The 17390-nt window shown below is 71.5% G+C and carries 13 protein-coding genes; 11 read left to right on the forward strand and 2 right to left on the reverse strand.

The features are described 5' to 3' along the window. Positions 1–73: 73 nt before the first annotated feature. Both ACWDA7_RS21885 and ACWDA7_RS21890 read left to right on the forward strand, forming a co-directional pair. A complete protein-coding gene (locus tag ACWDA7_RS21885) occupies positions 74–3718 on the forward strand; it encodes a glycosyltransferase (protein WP_450605902.1) in 3645 nt (1214 codons plus the stop codon). Then, on the forward strand, positions 3715–5232 hold the full coding sequence (locus tag ACWDA7_RS21890) for a DUF5719 family protein (protein WP_450605903.1): 1518 nt from the start codon (positions 3715–3717) through the stop codon (positions 5230–5232). Before ACWDA7_RS21885 ends, ACWDA7_RS21890 begins: the two co-directional genes overlap by 4 nt. Before the next feature lie 56 nt (positions 5233–5288). On the opposite strand, the gene ACWDA7_RS21895 is transcribed toward ACWDA7_RS21890, so the two are convergent. After that, entirely contained in the window at positions 5289–5738 is a 450-nt protein-coding gene (locus ACWDA7_RS21895) for a metallopeptidase family protein (protein ID WP_450605904.1), read from the reverse strand. A gap of 393 nt (positions 5739–6131) precedes the next feature. Here ACWDA7_RS21895 and ACWDA7_RS21900 point away from each other — a divergent pair, with 393 nt between their 5' ends. The 8 genes from ACWDA7_RS21900 (at position 6132) to ACWDA7_RS21935 (ending at position 14678) form a co-directional block, all read left to right on the forward strand. Then, positions 6132–6509 (forward strand): DUF3499 domain-containing protein, encoded by a 378-nt coding sequence (locus ACWDA7_RS21900; RefSeq protein ID WP_359403384.1) that lies wholly within the window; start codon positions 6132–6134, stop codon positions 6507–6509. 393 nt (positions 6510–6902) lie between these two features. Further along, positions 6903–8258 carry a phosphomannomutase/phosphoglucomutase gene (locus ACWDA7_RS21905; RefSeq protein WP_450605905.1) on the forward strand — a complete coding sequence of 452 codons (1356 nt, stop codon included), beginning with the start codon at positions 6903–6905 and terminating at the stop codon, positions 8256–8258. Positions 8259–8384: 126 nt separating this feature from the next. Further along, positions 8385–8555, forward strand: a complete 171-nt coding sequence (locus ACWDA7_RS21910; protein WP_359403378.1) for a Trm112 family protein — start codon at positions 8385–8387, stop codon at positions 8553–8555. Between the two features lie 27 nt (positions 8556–8582). Then, a complete protein-coding gene (locus tag ACWDA7_RS21915) occupies positions 8583–9710 on the forward strand; it encodes an SIS domain-containing protein (RefSeq protein WP_450605906.1) in 1128 nt (375 codons plus the stop codon). Positions 9711–9797: 87 nt separating this feature from the next. Continuing rightward, on the forward strand, positions 9798–10949 hold the full coding sequence (gene manA, locus ACWDA7_RS21920; protein ID WP_450605907.1) for a mannose-6-phosphate isomerase, class I: 1152 nt from the start codon (positions 9798–9800) through the stop codon (positions 10947–10949). A 156-nt stretch (positions 10950–11105) separates the two neighbouring features. Next, on the forward strand, positions 11106–12083 hold the full coding sequence (locus ACWDA7_RS21925) for a cation diffusion facilitator family transporter (RefSeq protein ID WP_450605908.1): 978 nt from the start codon (positions 11106–11108) through the stop codon (positions 12081–12083). 313 nt (positions 12084–12396) lie between these two features. Beyond that, positions 12397–13854, forward strand: coding sequence for an adenosylhomocysteinase (gene ahcY, locus ACWDA7_RS21930; protein WP_450605909.1), 1458 nt, complete (start codon positions 12397–12399; stop codon positions 13852–13854). Between the two features lie 206 nt (positions 13855–14060). Continuing rightward, positions 14061–14678, forward strand: coding sequence for a hypothetical protein (locus ACWDA7_RS21935; RefSeq protein WP_450605910.1), 618 nt, complete (start codon positions 14061–14063; stop codon positions 14676–14678). Positions 14679–14812: 134 nt separating this feature from the next. Here ACWDA7_RS21935 and ACWDA7_RS21940 read toward each other — a convergent pair whose 3' ends face one another. Next, a complete protein-coding gene (locus ACWDA7_RS21940) occupies positions 14813–15856 on the reverse strand; it encodes an RDD family protein (RefSeq protein ID WP_450605911.1) in 1044 nt (347 codons plus the stop codon). A gap of 120 nt (positions 15857–15976) precedes the next feature. Between ACWDA7_RS21940 and ACWDA7_RS21945 the strand changes: the two genes are divergently transcribed. After that, a complete protein-coding gene (locus tag ACWDA7_RS21945; protein WP_450605912.1) occupies positions 15977–16984 on the forward strand; it encodes a stage II sporulation protein M in 1008 nt (335 codons plus the stop codon). Positions 16985–17390 lie beyond the last annotated feature (406 nt).

Genomic DNA, 17390 nt, shown 5'->3' on the forward strand with positions numbered 1-17390 from the left:
CGTCCGAGACGTCCCGCTGCCCCCAGGGGCACAGGCGTCCACCGCAGTCCAGCGAACCGGGGCCCGTACCTCGATGTCCGTGTACAGCCATACGACGGTCCAACACGACGCCGCCACGTCGCCGTTCGACCCGACCCGCCCGCCCGAGTTTCCGCGTCACGTGGTCACCGCGGTGCTCGTCTCCCATGACGGAGCACGCTGGCTGCCCCACGCGCTCGCCGGGCTGCTCGGCCAGGAGCGGCCCGTGCAGAACGCGGTCGCAGCCGACACCGGCAGCGCGGACGACTCCGCCCAGCAGCTCACCGACGCCCTCGGCGCCGACCGTGTACTGCACCTCGCCCGTCGTACCGGTTTCGGCCAGGCCGTCGAGGAGGCGAACCGCAGCGCGGCCGTACTGACCCCGGACGACCTGCCCTACCTCAAGCGCCCCAGCGGCTGGGACCCCGTCACCCGCACCTGGCGGGACGAGGCGTACGACATGCCGGAGCTGCCGTACGGCGAGCCCGTGGAGTGGCTGTGGCTCCTGCACGACGACTGCGCCCCGGAACCCGACGCCCTGGCCCAGCTGCTGCAGGTCGTGGAGAACGAGCTGGAGCTGGGCCGCGACGACCTGGCCGTCGTTGGCCCCAAGCTCCGCGGCTGGTACGACCGCCGGCAGCTCCTCGAGGTCGGCGTCACCATCGCCAACTCCGGCCGCCGCTGGACCGGCCTCGACCGCCGCGAACAGGACCAGGGCCAGCACGACCACATCCGTACGGTGCTGTCCGTGTCCACGGCCGGCATGCTCATCCGACGCGACGTCTTCGAGGAGCTCGGCGGATTCGACCGTCACCTGCCCCTCATGCGTGACGACGTCGACCTGTGCTGGCGCGCCCATTCCGCGGGATACCGCGTCCTGGTCGCCCCCGATGCGGTGGTACGGCACGCCGAGGCGGCCTCCCGCGAGCGTCGCACCGTCGACTGCGTGAGCCGCACCGCGGCCTCCCCGCACAAGGTCGACAAGGCGGGCGCCGTCTACACCCTGCTGGTCAATGCCCGTTCGGCACAGCTGCCCTGGGTCCTGCTCCGCCTGGTGCTCGGCACCCTGCTGCGCACGCTGGCCTACCTCGTCGGAAAGGTGCCCCGACAGGCCGTCGACGAAATCCGCGGCCTGCTCGGGACCCTGCTCAGGCCCGAACGGATTTTCGCCGCGCGACGCAGGCGCGGCCGGCCGCGGATCGACAAGGACGAGTTGCGCCCGCTCTTCCCGCCGCGCGGGGCGACCGTCCGGGCCACCGTCGAACAGATCGCGAGCAACGTGGTGGGCCGCTCCGACCCCGAGGTCTCCTCGGCCGGCCGGCACGGCGGCGGCATCGAATCCGGACCGGGCGGCGACGACGCCGACTTCCTGCAGGTCGAACAGTTCGCCCGGCTCAAGCGCATCGCCCGCAAGCCGGGGCCGGTGCTCTTCGCCGTCCTGCTGCTGTTCTCTCTCGTCGCCTGCCGCGCCCTGCTCGGCGGAGGCGCGCTCGCGGGCGGCGCGATGCTGCCCGCGCCCCCCGACTCCTCCGACCTGTGGTCCCGGTATCTCGACGCCTGGCACCCGGTGGGTGCGGGCGGCACGCAGTCCGCGCCGCCCTATCTCGTGTTCGTCGCCATGCTCGCGAGCATCCTGTTCGGCTCCACCGGGCTGGCGGTCACGGTCCTGCTCGTCTGCTCGGTGCCGCTGGCCGGGTTCACCGCGTACTTCGCCTCACGACCGCTCGTCGAGTCGCGGCTGGTGCGTGCGTGGGCGTCCGTCGCCTACGCCTTCCTGCCCGCCGCCACCGGTGCCCTCGCCGGCGGCCGCATCGGCACGGCGGTCCTCGCGATCCTGCTGCCGCTCATCGCACGCGCGGGGATCGCGGCCGGCGGGCTCGCCCATGCCTCCCGCGCCCGCGGCAGCTGGCGAGCCACCTGGGCGTACGCCCTGCTGCTGACCGTCACCACCGCGTTCACGCCCATCGTGTGGCCGATCGCCCTGGTCCTCGGTCTCCTGCTGCTCGCCCTGCGCAGGCACGACCTCGTCGCCCGCGGCCTCCGCCTCCTCGTGCAGCTGGGCACCCCGCTGCTGATCCTCGCCCCCTGGTCGCTGTCGCTGCTGCCCTTCGGCTTCTTCAAGGAGGCCGGTCTCGCCTACGGTGCGAGCGCGGCCTCCGCGTCCGACCTGCTCGGCGCCAGCCCCGGTGGTCCCGGCACCGTCAGCGGACTGATGCTCGTCGGTGTCGTCCTCGCCGCGCTGGCCGCCCTGATGCGCGGCGAGCGTCAGGGAGCCATCTGGACGGCGTGGGCGGTCGCCCTGACGGCGCTGGTCTTCGCGGTGCTGTCCAACGGCTCCACATGGCCCGGGCCCGCGACCCTCGTCTACGGCCTCGCACTTCTGGCGGCCGCCTCCATCGGCGCGGAAGGCGCGAAGGAGCGGGTGGCCGAGCAGAACTTCGGCTGGCGCCAGCCGGTCGCCGCGCTCATCGCGTTCGCCTCCGTGGCCGGTCCCCTGCTGATCGCCGCCGGGTGGATGATCCGCGGCGCCGACGGGCCCCTGGAGCGGCGCGACCCCGTGCAGGTGCCGGCATTCGTCGCCGAGGAGGGCGGCACCAGCGACCAGGCCCGCACGCTGGTCCTGGACAGCCAGTCCAGCGCGCGTGTGGGCTACACCCTCGTCCGCGGCTCCGGCGCCCGCCTCGGCGACGGCGAACTCGCCGCGGAGGACGGTGAGAACCAGATGCTCGACAAGGTCGTGGCCAACCTCGTCGCGGGGTCCGGCGCCGACCAGGCGGACGAACTCGGCGGCTTCGCCGTGCGGTACGTCCTCGTCCGCAAGGGCGCGCCGCGCGAGATCAGCCGCGTCCTCGATGCCACGCCCGGCCTGAGCCGGCTCAGCCAGCAGGACGGCAGCGCCCTGTGGCGGGTGGACCGGCAGGTCTCCCGCGCCGCGATCGTCGCGGGTTCCGCCGCACCGCAGTCCGTCGCCTCCGGACCCGTCGAGATCCACACCAAGATCCCGTCCGGCCCAGGCGGCCGTGTGCTGCGGCTCGCCGACACCGCCAGCGCGGGCTGGACCGCGACCCTGGACGGCAGGCCGCTCGCCCGCACCACGGTCGACGGCTGGGCCCAGGGCTTCCAACTGCCGGCTTCCGGCGGCACGTTGGACGTCACCTACGACACGCCGATCACCCACACAGCCTGGCTGTGGGCGCAGGGCTCGCTCGCCGTCGTCCTCGTGGTCCTCGCCCTGCCCGGCCGCCGCCGGGACGTCGACGACGACCTTCCCGAGGAGCGTCCCGTGCCCGCGCAGGAGACCTTGGGCGAGGGCCGCCGGGCCCGCCGGCTGCGGGCTCAGGCCGAGGCGGAGGAGGCCGACCAGGACACCGACGCCCCGCCACCCCCGTCCGAGGAGTCCCCGGCCGACATCCCGCAGCAGCCGGCGTACGGCGAATGGGACACGGCGGGCCAGACGGACGGCGAATACGGCACGTACGGCGGCGAGCAATACCCGGACTACCAGCAGCAGTATGCGCAGGGCGGCTACGAGTACGGGCAGCAGCAGTACCCGGCCGACCCCTATCAGGGCGCCCAGTACGACCCGTACGCCTACGGCACCACGGCGCCGTACGACCCGACGTACGACCAGGGCTACGGCACGCCCTACGACCCGGCGCACGGCACCGACAGTGAGCGCCCCGACGGGAGCCAGCAGTGAACCGCACGACCCTGTCCCTGATCGCCGGCACGACCGCACTCGCCGCCGTCACCGGATTCGCGGCGCTCACCGCACCGGCCGCGTCCAGTGGCGGCACCGCCAAGGCGGCGGCCCGGCTGCCCGTGGAGCAGACCCGGCTGCTGTGCCCGGAGCCGAGCACCTCCGACATAGCCGACACCACGTACACGTCCTTCACCCCTGTCTCGCCCGGCACGAGCAGCAGCGGCAAGGCCGAACTCACCGCGGCGGGCGCGCAGTCCGCGGCCGGCTCGGACTCCTCCGGAAGCGGAAAGTCCGCCAAGAACAAGAAGCAGCCGGACGCTCCCAAGGTGACCCCCAAGGACCCTGGCACCCCCGTCACCGGGACCGCCTCCGGCAGCGACACGCCCGCCCTGCTCGGCACCGCCACCGGCCGTCTCGCGCCCGGCTGGACGGTTCAGGAGACGACCCAGGTCGACGCGGGCACCGGCCGGGGGCTGCTCGGCACCGGCTGCAGCGCCCCGGACACGGAGTTCTGGTTCCCGGGCGCAAGCACCGCCGGGTCCCGCACCGACTATATGCACCTGACCAATCCCGACGACTCCGCCGCGGTCGTCGACATCGAGCTGTACGGCAAGGACGGCAACCTCAAGTCGACGGTCGGCGAAGGCATCACGGTCCAGCCGCACTCCAGTGAGCCGGTCCTGCTGTCCACGCTCAGCAGCGCCCAGGAGAGCGACCTCACGGTCCACGTCGGCGTCCGCAGCGGCCGGGTCGCCGCCGCCGTGCAGGCCCTCGACGACAAGCTGGGCGGCGACTGGCTGGCCGCCTCCACCGACCCCGCGGGCTCCCTGGTGATGCCCGGCATCCCCAAGGACGCCACGGACGTACGCCTGATCGCCTTCGTGCCCGGCGACGCCGACGCCGACCTGAAGGTGCGCCTGGCCTCGCCCTCCGGTGAGATCACCCCGGCGGGGAACGAGACGCTGCATGTGAAGGGCGGCATGACCGCCGCCGTCGACCTCGGCGACATCACGCGCGGGGAGGCGGGCTCCCTGGTGCTGACGCCCAGCGACTCCCCGGTCCCCGTGGTCGCCGCGCTGCGCGTGCTGCGGGGCAAAGGCGACAAGCAGGAGTCGGCGTTCATCCCGGCCACCGCGCCGGTCGGCACGCGCGCCTCGGTGGCCGGCAACTTCGGCAAGGACTCGACGCTCGCGCTGAGCGCCCCGGGCGGCGCGGCCACGGTCAAGGTCACCGCGTCCGCGGGCAGCGAAGGCGGGACCGCCGTCACGAAGCAGTACACGATCAAGGGCGGTACGACACAGGACGTGGACGCGCCCGTGCCGAGCGGTCTCAAGGGCTCGTACGCGCTCACCGTGGAGCCGGTCTCCGGAGGCCCCGTCTACGCCGCCCGCACCCTGCAGACGACCGTCGAGGGCGTACCGGCGTTCACGGTGCAGACCCTCCCGGACGACCGTGGGACGGTCGCGGTGCCCCAGGCGGACCAGGATCTGTCGGTGCTGCTGAAGAAGTGACGGACGGGGCCGTCACCTCCCCCGGTCCGGGCCGCGGGGTGGTGCGGCCCTGCCGGTCAGTCCTCGCCGTAGCGCGGGTCCACCGTCTCCGGGGTCAGCCCGAGCAATTCCGCCACCTGCTCCACGACCACCTCGTGGACGAGGGCCGCGCGCTCGTCGCGGCTCTTCGTCCGGATCTCGACCGGCCGGCGGTAGACGACCACTCGTGCACGGCGGCCCTCGCGGGCCTCGATCGTGGCACCGAGGGGTACCGCCTCGTCGCTCCAGACGTCGCCGGCGCCGTCCAGGCGCGGCACTTCCAGGACCAGGAAATCGATGTCGGCGAGCTGCGGCCAGCGTCGCTCCAGACGCTCCACGGAGTCCTGCACCAGGTCCGCGAACACCTCGGCCCGGCTCGCGGCGAGCGGCACCTGGGGCGGCGCGACGGGGCCACGCATGCCTCTGCCATGGCGGTCACGGCGGCGGGGCCCGGGTGCGGTGGCGCGGGGCGTTACAGGGTTGTCCATCACTGACGAAGAGTAGTCCCCGCAGGGTCCCCACGCCCCGCCCCCACACGGCCGCGCACCCCCTCCGTCGCCTCCGCGTTCGACCACCCCGCAGAGGCGGGCTCCGTGCAGCTGCGCCGGCGCCGGGCCGCCGATGTCGCAGGATGACCATTCCGGCCAAGGTTGGGCTCGATTCCATATACCCCCGAGACCGCCGCCCTCATGAGAATTGACGGCGTTTGTACCGAGTGCTGACCGGTTTCAGGGGTGTCCGGTTCTCTCGCACCGGCCGTCCGTGCAGGTCAGCCTGTCGCGTCGGAAGGGGTGTGTGGGGTGTCTCACAGCACGACACGGTGGAGTGACCTGGGGGAGAGTCGTCGCGGCCCGCTCAAGAGTGCGGTACCGTCCAACGTCGTGAGCCCTGTACGTCGCTGTTCGCGCACTGCTTGCGGCCGACCTGCCGTCGCGACGCTGACGTACGTCTACGCCGACTCGACCGCGGTCCTCGGCCCGCTCGCCACTTACGCCGAACCCCACTGCTACGACCTGTGCGCCGAGCACTCCGAGCGCCTGACCGCGCCGCGCGGCTGGGAGGTCGTTCGGCTGCTGGACGGCTCGGCACCCGCGCGCCCCAGTGGTGACGACCTCGAGGCGCTCGCCAACGCGGTGCGTGAGGCGGCCCGTCCGCAGCAGCGCGCCGCCGGGGCCGGCGGCGGCTACGGGCGCACGGCGGACCCGATGGAGGTCGCCCGCCGCGGCCATCTCCGGGTGCTGCGCTCACCGGACAACTGACCGCCGGTCGACCGGTCTTGGGTCCCGGCTCCCGCCTCGGCGTCCGGGACCGCCGTCAACAGCCGCCGCAGCTCACTCCTTCGAACGACTTCTCGGCTCATCTGGCCCAAGAGCGGGCTTGGTCGGCCCGCGCGGCATCCCGCCCTCGCGAACGTGCCATCGACGCCCGGACGCGTCCGTGCCCCGGCGTGCGCTCCTCGGCGCTCGGCCGGCCGGGCACGCCGGTTCTCAGCCCAGTGCGGCCCCGGCTTCCGGGCGCAGCGCACCGGTGTGCCGGTCGAGCCCCGGTATGAACTCCGTGGGAACTGTCCGCGCTGGGCACCTGGGCCCGTCCGGGTGCCGGAGCAGGCAGGTAGTTTGTGCTCATCATTGAGACTCCAGGAGGGTTTGGCCGTGTCAGCTGATCTGTCGCAGATCGTGAAGGCGTACGACGTACGCGGGGTCGTCCCGGACCAGTGGGACGAATCGCTCGCGGAGCTCTTCGGGGCGGCCTTCGCGCAGACGACCGGCGCGGACGCGATCGTCGTCGGCCATGACATGCGGCCGTCCTCCCCCGGCCTCTCGCGTGCCTTCGCGCGCGGGGCGGCGGCACGCGGCGTCGACGTCACGGAGATCGGCCTGTGCTCGACGGATCAGCTGTACTACGCGTCGGGCGCGTTCGACCTGCCGGGCGCGATGTTCACCGCGTCGCACAACCCGGCGCAGTACAACGGCATCAAGATGTGCCGCGCGGGTGCCGCCCCGGTCGGTCAGGACACCGGTCTCGCCGAGATCCGTGAGCTGGTCGAGCAGTGGCTGGACTCGGGCGCGCCGGGGCCGGTGGAGACGCCCGGGACGATCACCCGGCGGGACACGCTGGAGGACTACGCGGCGTACCTGCGCTCCTTGGTGGACCTGACCTCCATCCGCCGCCTGAAGGTCGTCGTCGACGCGGGCAACGGCATGGGCGGCCACACCGTGCCGACCGTCTTCGCCGGGCTGCCGATCGACCTTGTCCCGATGTACTTCGAGCTGGACGGCACCTTCCCCAACCACGAGGCCAACCCGCTCGACCCGGCGAACATCGTCGACCTCCAGGAGCGGGTGCGCCAGGAGCAGGCGGACATCGGTATCGCCTTCGACGGAGACGCCGACCGCTGCTTCGTCGTCGACGAGCACGGCGACCCGGTCTCGCCGTCCGCCATCACGGCACTGGTCGCTGCCCGCGAGCTCGGCAAGCATGGCGGCAAGGGCATGATCATCCACAACCTGATCACCTCGTGGTCGGCACCCGAGGTCGTACGGGAGCACGGCGGCACGCCGGTGCGCACGCGCGTGGGCCACTCCTTCATCAAGGCCGAGATGGCGCGCACCGGCGCGATCTTCGGCGGGGAGCACTCCGCGCACTACTACTTCAAGGACTTCTGGAACGCCGACACCGGCATGCTGGCCGCCCTCCACGTCCTCGCGGCCCTCGGCGGCCAGAACGGGCCGCTGTCGCGACTCGTCGCCGAATTCGACCGCTATGTGGGCTCCGGCGAGATCAACTCCACGGTCGACGACCAGAAGGCACGCATCGCCGCGGTCAAGGCGGCGTACGAGGGCTTCGAGACCGACGAGCTGGACGGCCTGACCGTCTCGTCCGCCGACTGGTGGTTCAACGTCCGCCCCTCCAACACGGAACCGCTGCTCAGGCTGAACGCGGAGGCGAAGGACGAGGCGGCCATGGCGAAGATCCGGGACGAGGTCCTGGCCATCATCCGGGGCTGACAAACCCCCTCGCCGACGTCCCCCTCCCGCCTGGGGAGGGGGACGGGACCTTGATCAACTCCCGCACGTCGGCCCTCACAGCGGTAATCTGACCAGGCCAAGTGCATCCGCCCGAAGGGACCTTTCATGCCGCTCGAAGCCGGCCTCCTGGAGATTCTCGCCTGCCCGGCGTGCCACGCCCCCCTCAAGGAGGCGGAGAGCGAGCTGGTCTGCACCGGTCAGGACTGCGGCCTCGCCTACCCCGTCCGGGACGGCATCCCGGTCCTGCTCGTGGATGAGGCCCGCCGCCCCGCGTAACGGCCCGGCGATCGGAGGCTGCCGCCCATGCTCGACGAATCGCTGCTCGACGACCCCGAGGCGCTCGCGCGCGCCGACCGCCGTGCGCTGCTGCGTGGCGCCGCCGAGGCAGGCGCCAGGGTCCGCTCCGCCGTGCGGCACGCCGCCGAGGCCGGGGTCAACGAGCTCAAACCCGACGGACGCCCCCGCGCCGTCCTCATGGCGGGCCCCGGCACCGCCTCCGTGGGCGTCGCCGAACTGCTCGGCACACTCGCCGGTGCCGCCTGCCCGGTCACCCGCATCCATCCGACCGGTGTCGCACCGGCCGCGGGGGCCCTGCGCTGGGAGCTGCCCGGCTGGGCGGGACCCGTGGACCTGCTGCTGATCGCCACCCCCGACGGCTCCGAACCAGGGCTGTCGATCCTGGTCGAGCAGGCCTACCGCCGCGGCTGCACCGTCGTGGCCGTGGCCCCTGCCCGCGCCCCGATCACGGACGCGGTGGTCGGCGCCCATGGCTTGTTCGTCCCCATGGCGACCGCCCCCTACGAGCAGGACGAACCCCTCACCGCATCCGCCCCCGGCGTCCTGTGGGCCTTGCTCACCCCGCTGCTCGCCCTCCTGGACCGCACCGGGCTGCTCTCCGCCCCGTCCGACGTCCTGGAGAAGGTCGCGAGCCGTCTCGACCAGGTCGCCGAACGCTGCGGCCCGGCCATCGCCACCTACAGCAACCCCGCCAAGACCCTCGCCGCCGAGCTGGCCGAGTCCCTTCCCGTGATCTGGACCGAGGGCGTCTCCGCCGAGCCGGCCGGCCGCCGGTTCGCCGCCGCGCTCGCCGAGCTGGCCGGCCGGCCCGCGCTCACCGCGCAGCTGCCCGAGGCGCTCGCCTCGCACAGTGTTCTGCTCTCCGGGCCCCTCGCCGCCGGCGCCGACCCCGACGACTTCTTCCGCGACCGTGTCGAGGAGGCACAGGCCCTCCATGCGCGCGTGGTGCTTCTGCGTGACCGCCCGATCGGTGGTCTGAGCTCGGCCCCCGCCGCCCGCGATCTGGCCCTCAGCCACGACACGGCGATCAGCGAACTCGAACCGGAGGACGGCGACGAACTGGAGACCCTCGCGGAGCTGATCGCCATCACAGATTTCGCCGCTGTTTACGTGGCGCTCGCTTCGGGGGCCTGACCTTGGCTCGCAGTATCTGACAGCACGCACCGGCCGACGCCCGACGGCGCCGACCGCAGCGTACGTATGGAGAAAGACACCCACCACATGGATCGCCTCGAGAACACCGTCCGCCCCTACGCCTGGGGCTCGACCACCGCCATCCCCGCGCTCCTCGGCGTGGAGCCGACCGGTGAGCCCCAGGCGGAGATGTGGATGGGCGCCCACCCGGGCGCACCCTCGCGCACCCCGCGCGGCCCGCTCAACGAGGTGATCGACAAGGCGCCGGAGGAGGAGCTGGGCGAGCGGACGGTCGCCAAGTTCGGGCCCCGGCTGCCCTTCCTGCTGAAGATCCTCGCCGCCGGTGCTCCCCTCTCCCTCCAGGTGCACCCCAACCTGGAGCAGGCGAAGGAGGGCTATGCGGACGAGGAGCGCCGCGGTATCCCGGTCGACGCGCCCCACCGCAACTACAAGGACGCCAACCACAAGCCGGAACTGATCTGCGCCCTCACCGAGTTCGACGGTCTGTGCGGCTTCCGTACGCCCGATGACGCCGCCGAACTGCTCGCCGGCCTCGAGGTCGACTCCCTCAAGCCATACGTCGACCTGCTGCGCACCCACCCGGAGGAGGCCGCCCTGCGCGAGGTCCTCACCGCAGTGCTGAGCGCCGACCCCGACGACATGGCCCACACGGTCGGCGAGGCCGCGGCCGCCTGCGCCCGCCTGGGCGGCGCCTACGCCCCGTACGCCGACATCGCCCATCACTACCCCGGCGACCCGGGCGTGATCGCGGCCATGCTGCTCAACTACGTCCAGCTTCAGCCCGGCGAGGCTCTCTTCCTGGGCGCGGGCGTCCCGCACGCCTACCTGAACGGCCTCGGCGTCGAGATCATGGCCAACTCCGACAACGTCCTGCGCTGCGGACTGACCCCCAAGCACGTCGACGTCCCGGAGCTGCTCCGGATCGTCCGCTTCGAGGCCGGCGACCCCGGTGTCCTGCGCCCGGAGGCGTCCTCGGACGGCGAGGAGGTCTACGAGACCCCCATCGACGAGTTCCGCCTCTCCCGGTACGTCCTCGCCGAGGGCGCCGCCCCGCGCGACCTCACGCGCGCCACCCCCCAGATCCTGCTGTGCACGGCGGGTTCCGTACGGGCCGGGGAGCAGCTGCTGGCACCCGGCGAGTCGGTCTTCGTACCGGCGGGTGAGAAGGCCGAGGTGGCCGGGGCCGGCACCGTCTTCCGGGCCACAGTCGTAGCCTGACCCGAACGCCGTACATGGTCATGCTGTCGGTCCGGCGCAACGCCGCCGGACCCGGCTGCAACAATGACCCATCGGCAAAGGACGGGTAAAGCCCTGGACGGAGTACGCCGGCAGGCGCATCCAGGGCGGGACGCTACGAAGGGACAACGCGAACACATGAGCGCGTCAGGCGGCACCAGGGCGATCGTCGCGGCACTCGGAGCCAATCTCGCGATCGCGGCATCCAAGTTCGTGGCGTTCGCCTTCAGCGGCTCCTCCTCGATGCTCGCCGAGGGCGTCCACTCGCTCGCCGACTCCGGCAACCAGTTCCTGCTGCTGATCGGCGGCAAGCGCGCCCAGCGCGACGCGACCCCGCAGCACCCCTTCGGCTACGGGCGCGAGCGCTTCATCTACGCCTTCCTCGTCTCGATCGTCCTCTTCTCGGTCGGCGGCATGTTCGCCATCTACGAGGGCTTCGAGAAGATCAGCCACCCGCACGAGGTCGAGAACTGGTACTGGCCCGTGGGCGTGCTCGTCTTCGCGATCCTGGCCGAGGGCTTCTCCTTCCGCACGGCCATCAAAGAGTCCAACGGCCTGCGCGGCTCGCTGTCCTGGGCGCAGTTCATCCGCCGGGCCAAGGCGCCCGAACTGCCGGTCGTCCTCCTGGAGGACTTCGGCGCCCTCATCGGTCTCGTCCTCGCCCTCGGCGGGGTCGGCCTCGCGCTGCTCACCGGCGACGGCGTCTGGGACGGCATCGGCACCATCTGCATCGGTGTCCTCCTCGTGCTGATCGCCCTCGTCCTCGCCGCCGAGACCAAGTCCCTGCTGCTCGGCGAGGCCGCGGGCCCCGAAGTGGTCAGGAAGATCGAGGCCGCGATCGTGGACGGCGACACGGTGCCTCGCATCATCCACATGCGCACGCTCCACCTCGGCCCCGAGGAGTTGCTGGTCGCCGCCAAGATCGCGGTCCGGCACGACGACACGGCCACACAGGTTGCCGCCGCGATCGACGCCGCCGAGGCCCGCGTCCGGGCCGCCGTCCCGATCGCCCGTGTCATCTACCTTGAACCGGACATCTACAGCGAGGCGGAAGCGGCCAAGGGCCCGGACCCCGAGGCGACCCCCGGCGGGCCCGCCCAGGTGCCCGGCCACTGAGCCCGCGGCCGGCCCCCGGATCCCGCGTGGCACAGTCCCGGGCACCGGCCGAAAGCAGTCCGCAGGCAACCGGACTCCTCCGAGGCGGACTGGGGTACGCGGGGCCGCCCGGTGTAGCTTGGAAGCCGAGCCAGACGTCGCTGCTGATGGCGGTCGGGCGGTCCCACGATGGACCGGCCGAGGGAGAGAGGGCCTCCGACGACTGCGCTGCGCGTACGCGGGCATTCCTGTGTCCTCTTCCGGGCACCCTTGTGTCCGCCGCCGCGCAGACCAGCCGTACCCACCTCGCCCCAACCCCGAGGAGCAGCACGCAATGACGACTGTCGACAACCGACAGGACTTCAAGGTCGCCGACCTCTCGCTGGCCGAATTCGGCCGCAAGGAGATCACCCTCGCCGAGCACGAGATGCCCGGTCTGATGTCGATCCGCAAGGAGTACGCCGAGGCACAGCCGCTGGCCGGCGCCCGCGTCACCGGCTCCCTGCACATGACCGTCCAGACCGCCGTGCTCATCGAGACGCTGGTGGCCCTGGGCGCCCAGGTCCGCTGGGCCTCCTGCAACATCTTCTCCACGCAGGACCACGCGGCCGCCGCCATCGCCGTCGGCCCCAACGGCACCCCCGAAAACCCCCAGGGCATCCCTGTCTTCGCCTGGAAGGGCGAGACCCTGGAGGAGTACTGGTGGTGCACGGAGCAGGCGCTGACCTGGTCGGACAGCCCCACCGGCGGCCCGAACATGATCCTCGACGACGGCGGTGACGCCACCCTCCTCGTCCACAAGGGCGTCGAGTACGAGAAGGACGGCAAGGTCCCGGCCATCGAGACCGCCGAGTCGGACGAGCACCGCGTCATCCTCCAGCTGCTCCACCGCACCCTGGGCGAGAACCCCCAGAAGTGGACCCAGCTGGCGTCCGAGATCCGCGGTGTGACCGAGGAGACCACGACCGGCGTTCACCGCCTGTACGAGATGCAGCGCGACGGTGTCCTCCTGTTCCCGGCGATCAACGTCAACGACGCCGTCACCAAGTCGAAGTTCGACAACAAGTACGGCTGCCGCCACTCCCTGATCGACGGCATCAACCGCGCCACCGACGTCCTCATCGGCGGCAAGACCGCCGTCGTCTGCGGCTACGGCGACGTGGGCAAGGGCTGCGCGGAGTCCCTGCGCGGACAGGGCGCCCGCGTGATCGTCACCGAGATCGACCCGATCTGCGCGCTGCAGGCGGCCATGGACGGCTACCAGGTCACGACCCTCGACGAGGTCATCGACAAGGCCGACATCTTCATCACCACGACCGGCAACAAGGACATCATCATGGCCACGGACATGGCCAAGATGAAGCACCAGGCGATCGTCGGCAACATCGGCCACTTCGACAACGAGATCGACATGGCCGGCCTGGCCAAGGTCCCCGGCATCGTCAAGGACGAGGTCAAGCCGCAGGTCCACACCTGGACCTTCCCCGACGGCAAGAAGATCATCGTCCTCTCCGAGGGCCGTCTGCTGAACCTGGGCAACGCCACCGGTCACCCGTCGTTCGTGATGTCCAACTCCTTCGCGGACCAGACGCTGGCCCAGATCGAGCTGTTCACCAAGCCCGACGCGTACCCGACCGGTGTGTACACGCTGCCCAAGCACCTGGACGAGAAGGTCGCCCGCCTCCACCTGGACGCGCTCGGCGTGAAGCTCACCCAGCTCCGCCCCGAGCAGGCCGCGTACATCGGCGTCGACGTCGAGGGCCCGTACAAGTCCGACCACTACCGCTACTGATCACCTAAGGCACCGGGTCGCGCGTACACCGCAGGCTGTCGGCGTACGCGCGCCCGTCGCTCACGACGTGGCGAGCGCGTCCGTGCACTGACGCGCACCTCAGAACAGTTCCGAGGCAGGCCCCCGCACCCCCGTGCCGGGGGCCTGCCCCGTTCGGCCAGGCCAGGCAGACTGGCCCGACCAGCCCGTCACGACCCAGGACCCCCATGCCCCGCGGCCGATATTCGCTTCATGACCCGCACGACCACACCTCCCTCGGCGAAGAACACTTCCAGTGCGCGCCCGGCCCCTCCGGCTGGCGCTATGTCTCGCAGCTGACCACCCCGTCCGGCGACCAGGCCGGCTCCGTCGATCTGGCCCTCGACGAACTCGGCCGCCCCATCCGCCTGGAACTCCACGCCGGAGGCTGGCAGGTGCGGGGTGCCGCCCTCGACGGCGTCACCTGGGTCCGCACCGACCCCACCGGCACCCATGCCACCGAAGGCAATGTCCGCGCTCACGCCTTCACCGGCACGTCCCCGGCCTTCCTTGTCGCCACCGCCCGGCTGCTGCGCCTCACCCCTTCTTCTTCCTCCGCGACGCGCGTACGCCTCGTCGCCTTCACCGATCCGGTCCTCGCCCCCCGCACCGTGGACCAGTCCTGGGCCCTGATCGAAAGAGAAGCACACGCCACTGACAACGCCCCCCTGATCGTGGACGCATACCAGGTCACGGACCTGGATACAGGGGAGCTGCACACCGTCCACATCTCCGGGGACGTGGTGCTCGCGGCACCCGGCATCGAGCTCGAGGACCTCGAGTCACCGCCTTCGGCGTTCTCGTGACAGGCGTTCTCGCGAGACGAGCGATGGCCAGGCGGGTACCGGACGGGCCGGCGAGGTCCGTAATGAAGTGACGAGACCGCCGACGGACGCGCACCCACCGTGCCCGGGCCCGTCGAGGAGCCGGCCGCGTGCGGCTACGCGGGCGGTACGAACCCGGTGGCAGGCTGATCCGCCGACTCCGCCCGCGGCGTCGCGGGAGTCACCGGCTGCCGGTCCTGTGGGGCTGCGGGCGCCTGCGGCTGAGGCCACGCGGAGGCATACGGCTGAAGGGGAGCAGACGTCGCAGCCCGGCTGTCCACGTCGTTCGGGACCGGAGCCCGCCACGGGCTTGCTCCGCCCGCCGCCAGGGGAGCCTGCTGGGGCGCCGCGGCGTACCCGCCTGGTGTGCTGCCCGCTCCAGGGCCCACCCCTGCGCTCCCGCCCTCCCCCCAGCCGCCGAACGCCCGCCGCGCCTCCCGCGCCTGCCGTTCCTGCAGCACCGCCGCCAGATACGCGGCCGGTGGAATCCCATACGGCGCCGGCGCTCCGGTGCGCGCTGCGACATCCGAGGCAAGACGTTCCGCCATCGCCTGGCCCACCCGCGGATCCAGCTGCTGCATCCGCGTCAGGTACTGCCGAACAGCCAGCCACAACCCGTCCGGGACCACCGAGAGATCCAGCTGGGAGAACCGCCCGGCAAGCCAGGGCGGCGGCGGAGGCACGAAGCCCGTACGTTCTGCGGGCACCCGTTCCCGTACGACCAGCGTGCCCGCGAAGACGTCACCGAGCCGCCGGCCTCGCGCGGACACGAGCGAGGCGATGCACGCCACGACGCCGAAGGTCATCAGGATCTCGATCGCACCGATCGCGCCCCGTACCAACGCGTGACGGAACCGGATCGGCCCCCCATCGTCGCGCACCACGCGCAGCCCGCAGGCCAGCTTGCCCAGCGAACGACCGCGGCTGAGGGTCTCCACGGCTATGGGTCCGCCGATCAGGACCAGGACGAAGGTCGCCCTCGACACCGCGACCTGCGCGGCTTCGTCCAGCCCGGACGTGGCGGCCACCAGTGCGATCTTCACGATGAGATACGCCGCCATGGCCACGGCCAGATCGAGCAACACCGCCAGCGCACGGCTCGGCAGCTTCGCGGGGCGCAACTCCAGCGCCACCGCCTCGCCCGTCACTAGCTCACTCACGCCAGCCGTCCTTCCCCTGGTACTCCCCGAGGTACGCCAGTCTGCCAAGCTGAGGGGCACATCGCGCCGCGGTACGACAAGCTGACACGCAGTACGAGAGGACGAGGAGCAGCCCATCTCATGGACCTCGACGTGTTCGTGTCCACCCATCGCGCCGAGTGGGACCGTCTCGACGCTCTCCTGCGCCGCCGGCGCAGCCTCACCGGAGCCGAGGCGGACGAGCTCGTCGCCCTCTACCAGCGCACCGCCACCCACCTCTCCGTCATCCAGTCCAGCGCACCGGATCCCCAGCTGACAGGTCGGCTCAGTCAACTGGTGGCACGCGCGCGCAGTGCCGTGACAGGTACGCGCCGGGCCTCGTGGCGCGATGTCACACAGTTCCTCGGATACGGCTTTCCCGCCGCGGTCTACCGCTCGCGCCGCTGGTGGATACCCACCGCTCTGCTCTCAACGGTGATCGCAGCACTCCTGGGGTGGTGGATAGGCACCCACCCGGAGGTCCAGGCCTCCATCGCGGCACCCAGCGAGCTGCGCAGCCTGACCCGCCCCGGTGGCGAGTACGAGACGTACTACTCCAGCCATCCCGCCGCCGCGTTCGCCGCCCAGGTGTGGACGAACAACGCCCAGGCCGCCGCGCTGTGCCTGGCCCTCGGCGTCTTTCTGGGCCTCCCCGTCCTCGTGATCCTCTTCGAGAACATGCTCAACCTCGGGGTGGGTGCCGGACTGATGTCGTCAGCGGGCCGCCTCGACACGTTCCTCGGTCTGGTGCTCCCCCATGGCCTCCTGGAACTGACCGCGGTCTTCGTGGCCGCCGGCACCGGACTGCGACTGGGCTGGACCCTCATCGACCCGGGTCCTCGCACTCGTCGCAGCGCCCTTGCCGAGGAGGGCCGGGCCGCACTCGGGGTGGCGATCGGCCTCGCCCTGGTTCTGTTCGTGTCCGGGGCCATCGAGGGCTTCGTGACGCCCTCCGGCCTCCCGACTTGGGCTCGCATAGGTATAGGCGTCGTCGCCGAGCTGGCCTTCCTCACGTACGTGTACGTGCTGGGCGGACGTGCGGTCCGGGCCGGCGACACCGGTGACCTGGGTGCGGACGAGCGCAGCGCAAGCGTGCCGATGGCGGCGTGAGCTGACCGGCACCCTGTCGGCTCCTGCTCGATGTGCGTTTCCCCGTGTTGGCCTGCTAGTCTCCTCTTCGCCCCACAAGAGCCGTTGACACGGGTCGAGCGGGGAGGTAGATTTGAACAGTTGCCTAGAGGTGGACCCATCCACCAGCAACAGTGAGCGTCTAGTCGCTTCCGGAGCGCAGCTTCCGAGAAGCCCCCCGTTGAATCAGAAATGGACCGCCGGTCATCGGCTCCGAAAACTCTGATAAAGTCGGGGTCGCCGGAAAGGGAAACGCGAAAGCGAAAACCTGGAAAGCAACCGAGGAAATCGGATCGAGAAAAAGATCTGATAGAGTCGGAAACACCGAAGGGAAGCGCCCGGAGGAAAGCCCGAGAGGGTGAGTACGAAGGAAGCGTCCGTTCCTTGA

This window comes from Streptomyces sp. NPDC001156, assembly GCF_053598275.1.

Excerpts from the sequence above, each read along its gene's own strand:
- ACWDA7_RS21885 (WP_450605902.1), top strand. The coding sequence starts at position 74 with ATGTCCGTGTACAGCCATACGACGGTCCAACACGACGCCGCCACGTCG.
- ACWDA7_RS21895 (WP_450605904.1), bottom strand. The coding sequence starts at position 5,738 with ATGGACAACCCTGTAACGCCCCGCGCCACCGCACCCGGGCCCCGCCGC.
- ACWDA7_RS21910 (WP_359403378.1), top strand. The coding sequence starts at position 8,385 with ATGCCGCTCGAAGCCGGCCTCCTGGAGATTCTCGCCTGCCCGGCGTGC.
- ACWDA7_RS21915 (WP_450605906.1), top strand. The coding sequence starts at position 8,583 with ATGCTCGACGAATCGCTGCTCGACGACCCCGAGGCGCTCGCGCGCGCC.
- manA (WP_450605907.1), top strand. The coding sequence starts at position 9,798 with ATGGATCGCCTCGAGAACACCGTCCGCCCCTACGCCTGGGGCTCGACC.
- ACWDA7_RS21925 (WP_450605908.1), top strand. The coding sequence starts at position 11,106 with ATGAGCGCGTCAGGCGGCACCAGGGCGATCGTCGCGGCACTCGGAGCC.
- ahcY (WP_450605909.1), top strand. The coding sequence starts at position 12,397 with ATGACGACTGTCGACAACCGACAGGACTTCAAGGTCGCCGACCTCTCG.
- ACWDA7_RS21935 (WP_450605910.1), top strand. The coding sequence starts at position 14,061 with ATGCCCCGCGGCCGATATTCGCTTCATGACCCGCACGACCACACCTCC.
- ACWDA7_RS21945 (WP_450605912.1), top strand. The coding sequence starts at position 15,977 with ATGGACCTCGACGTGTTCGTGTCCACCCATCGCGCCGAGTGGGACCGT.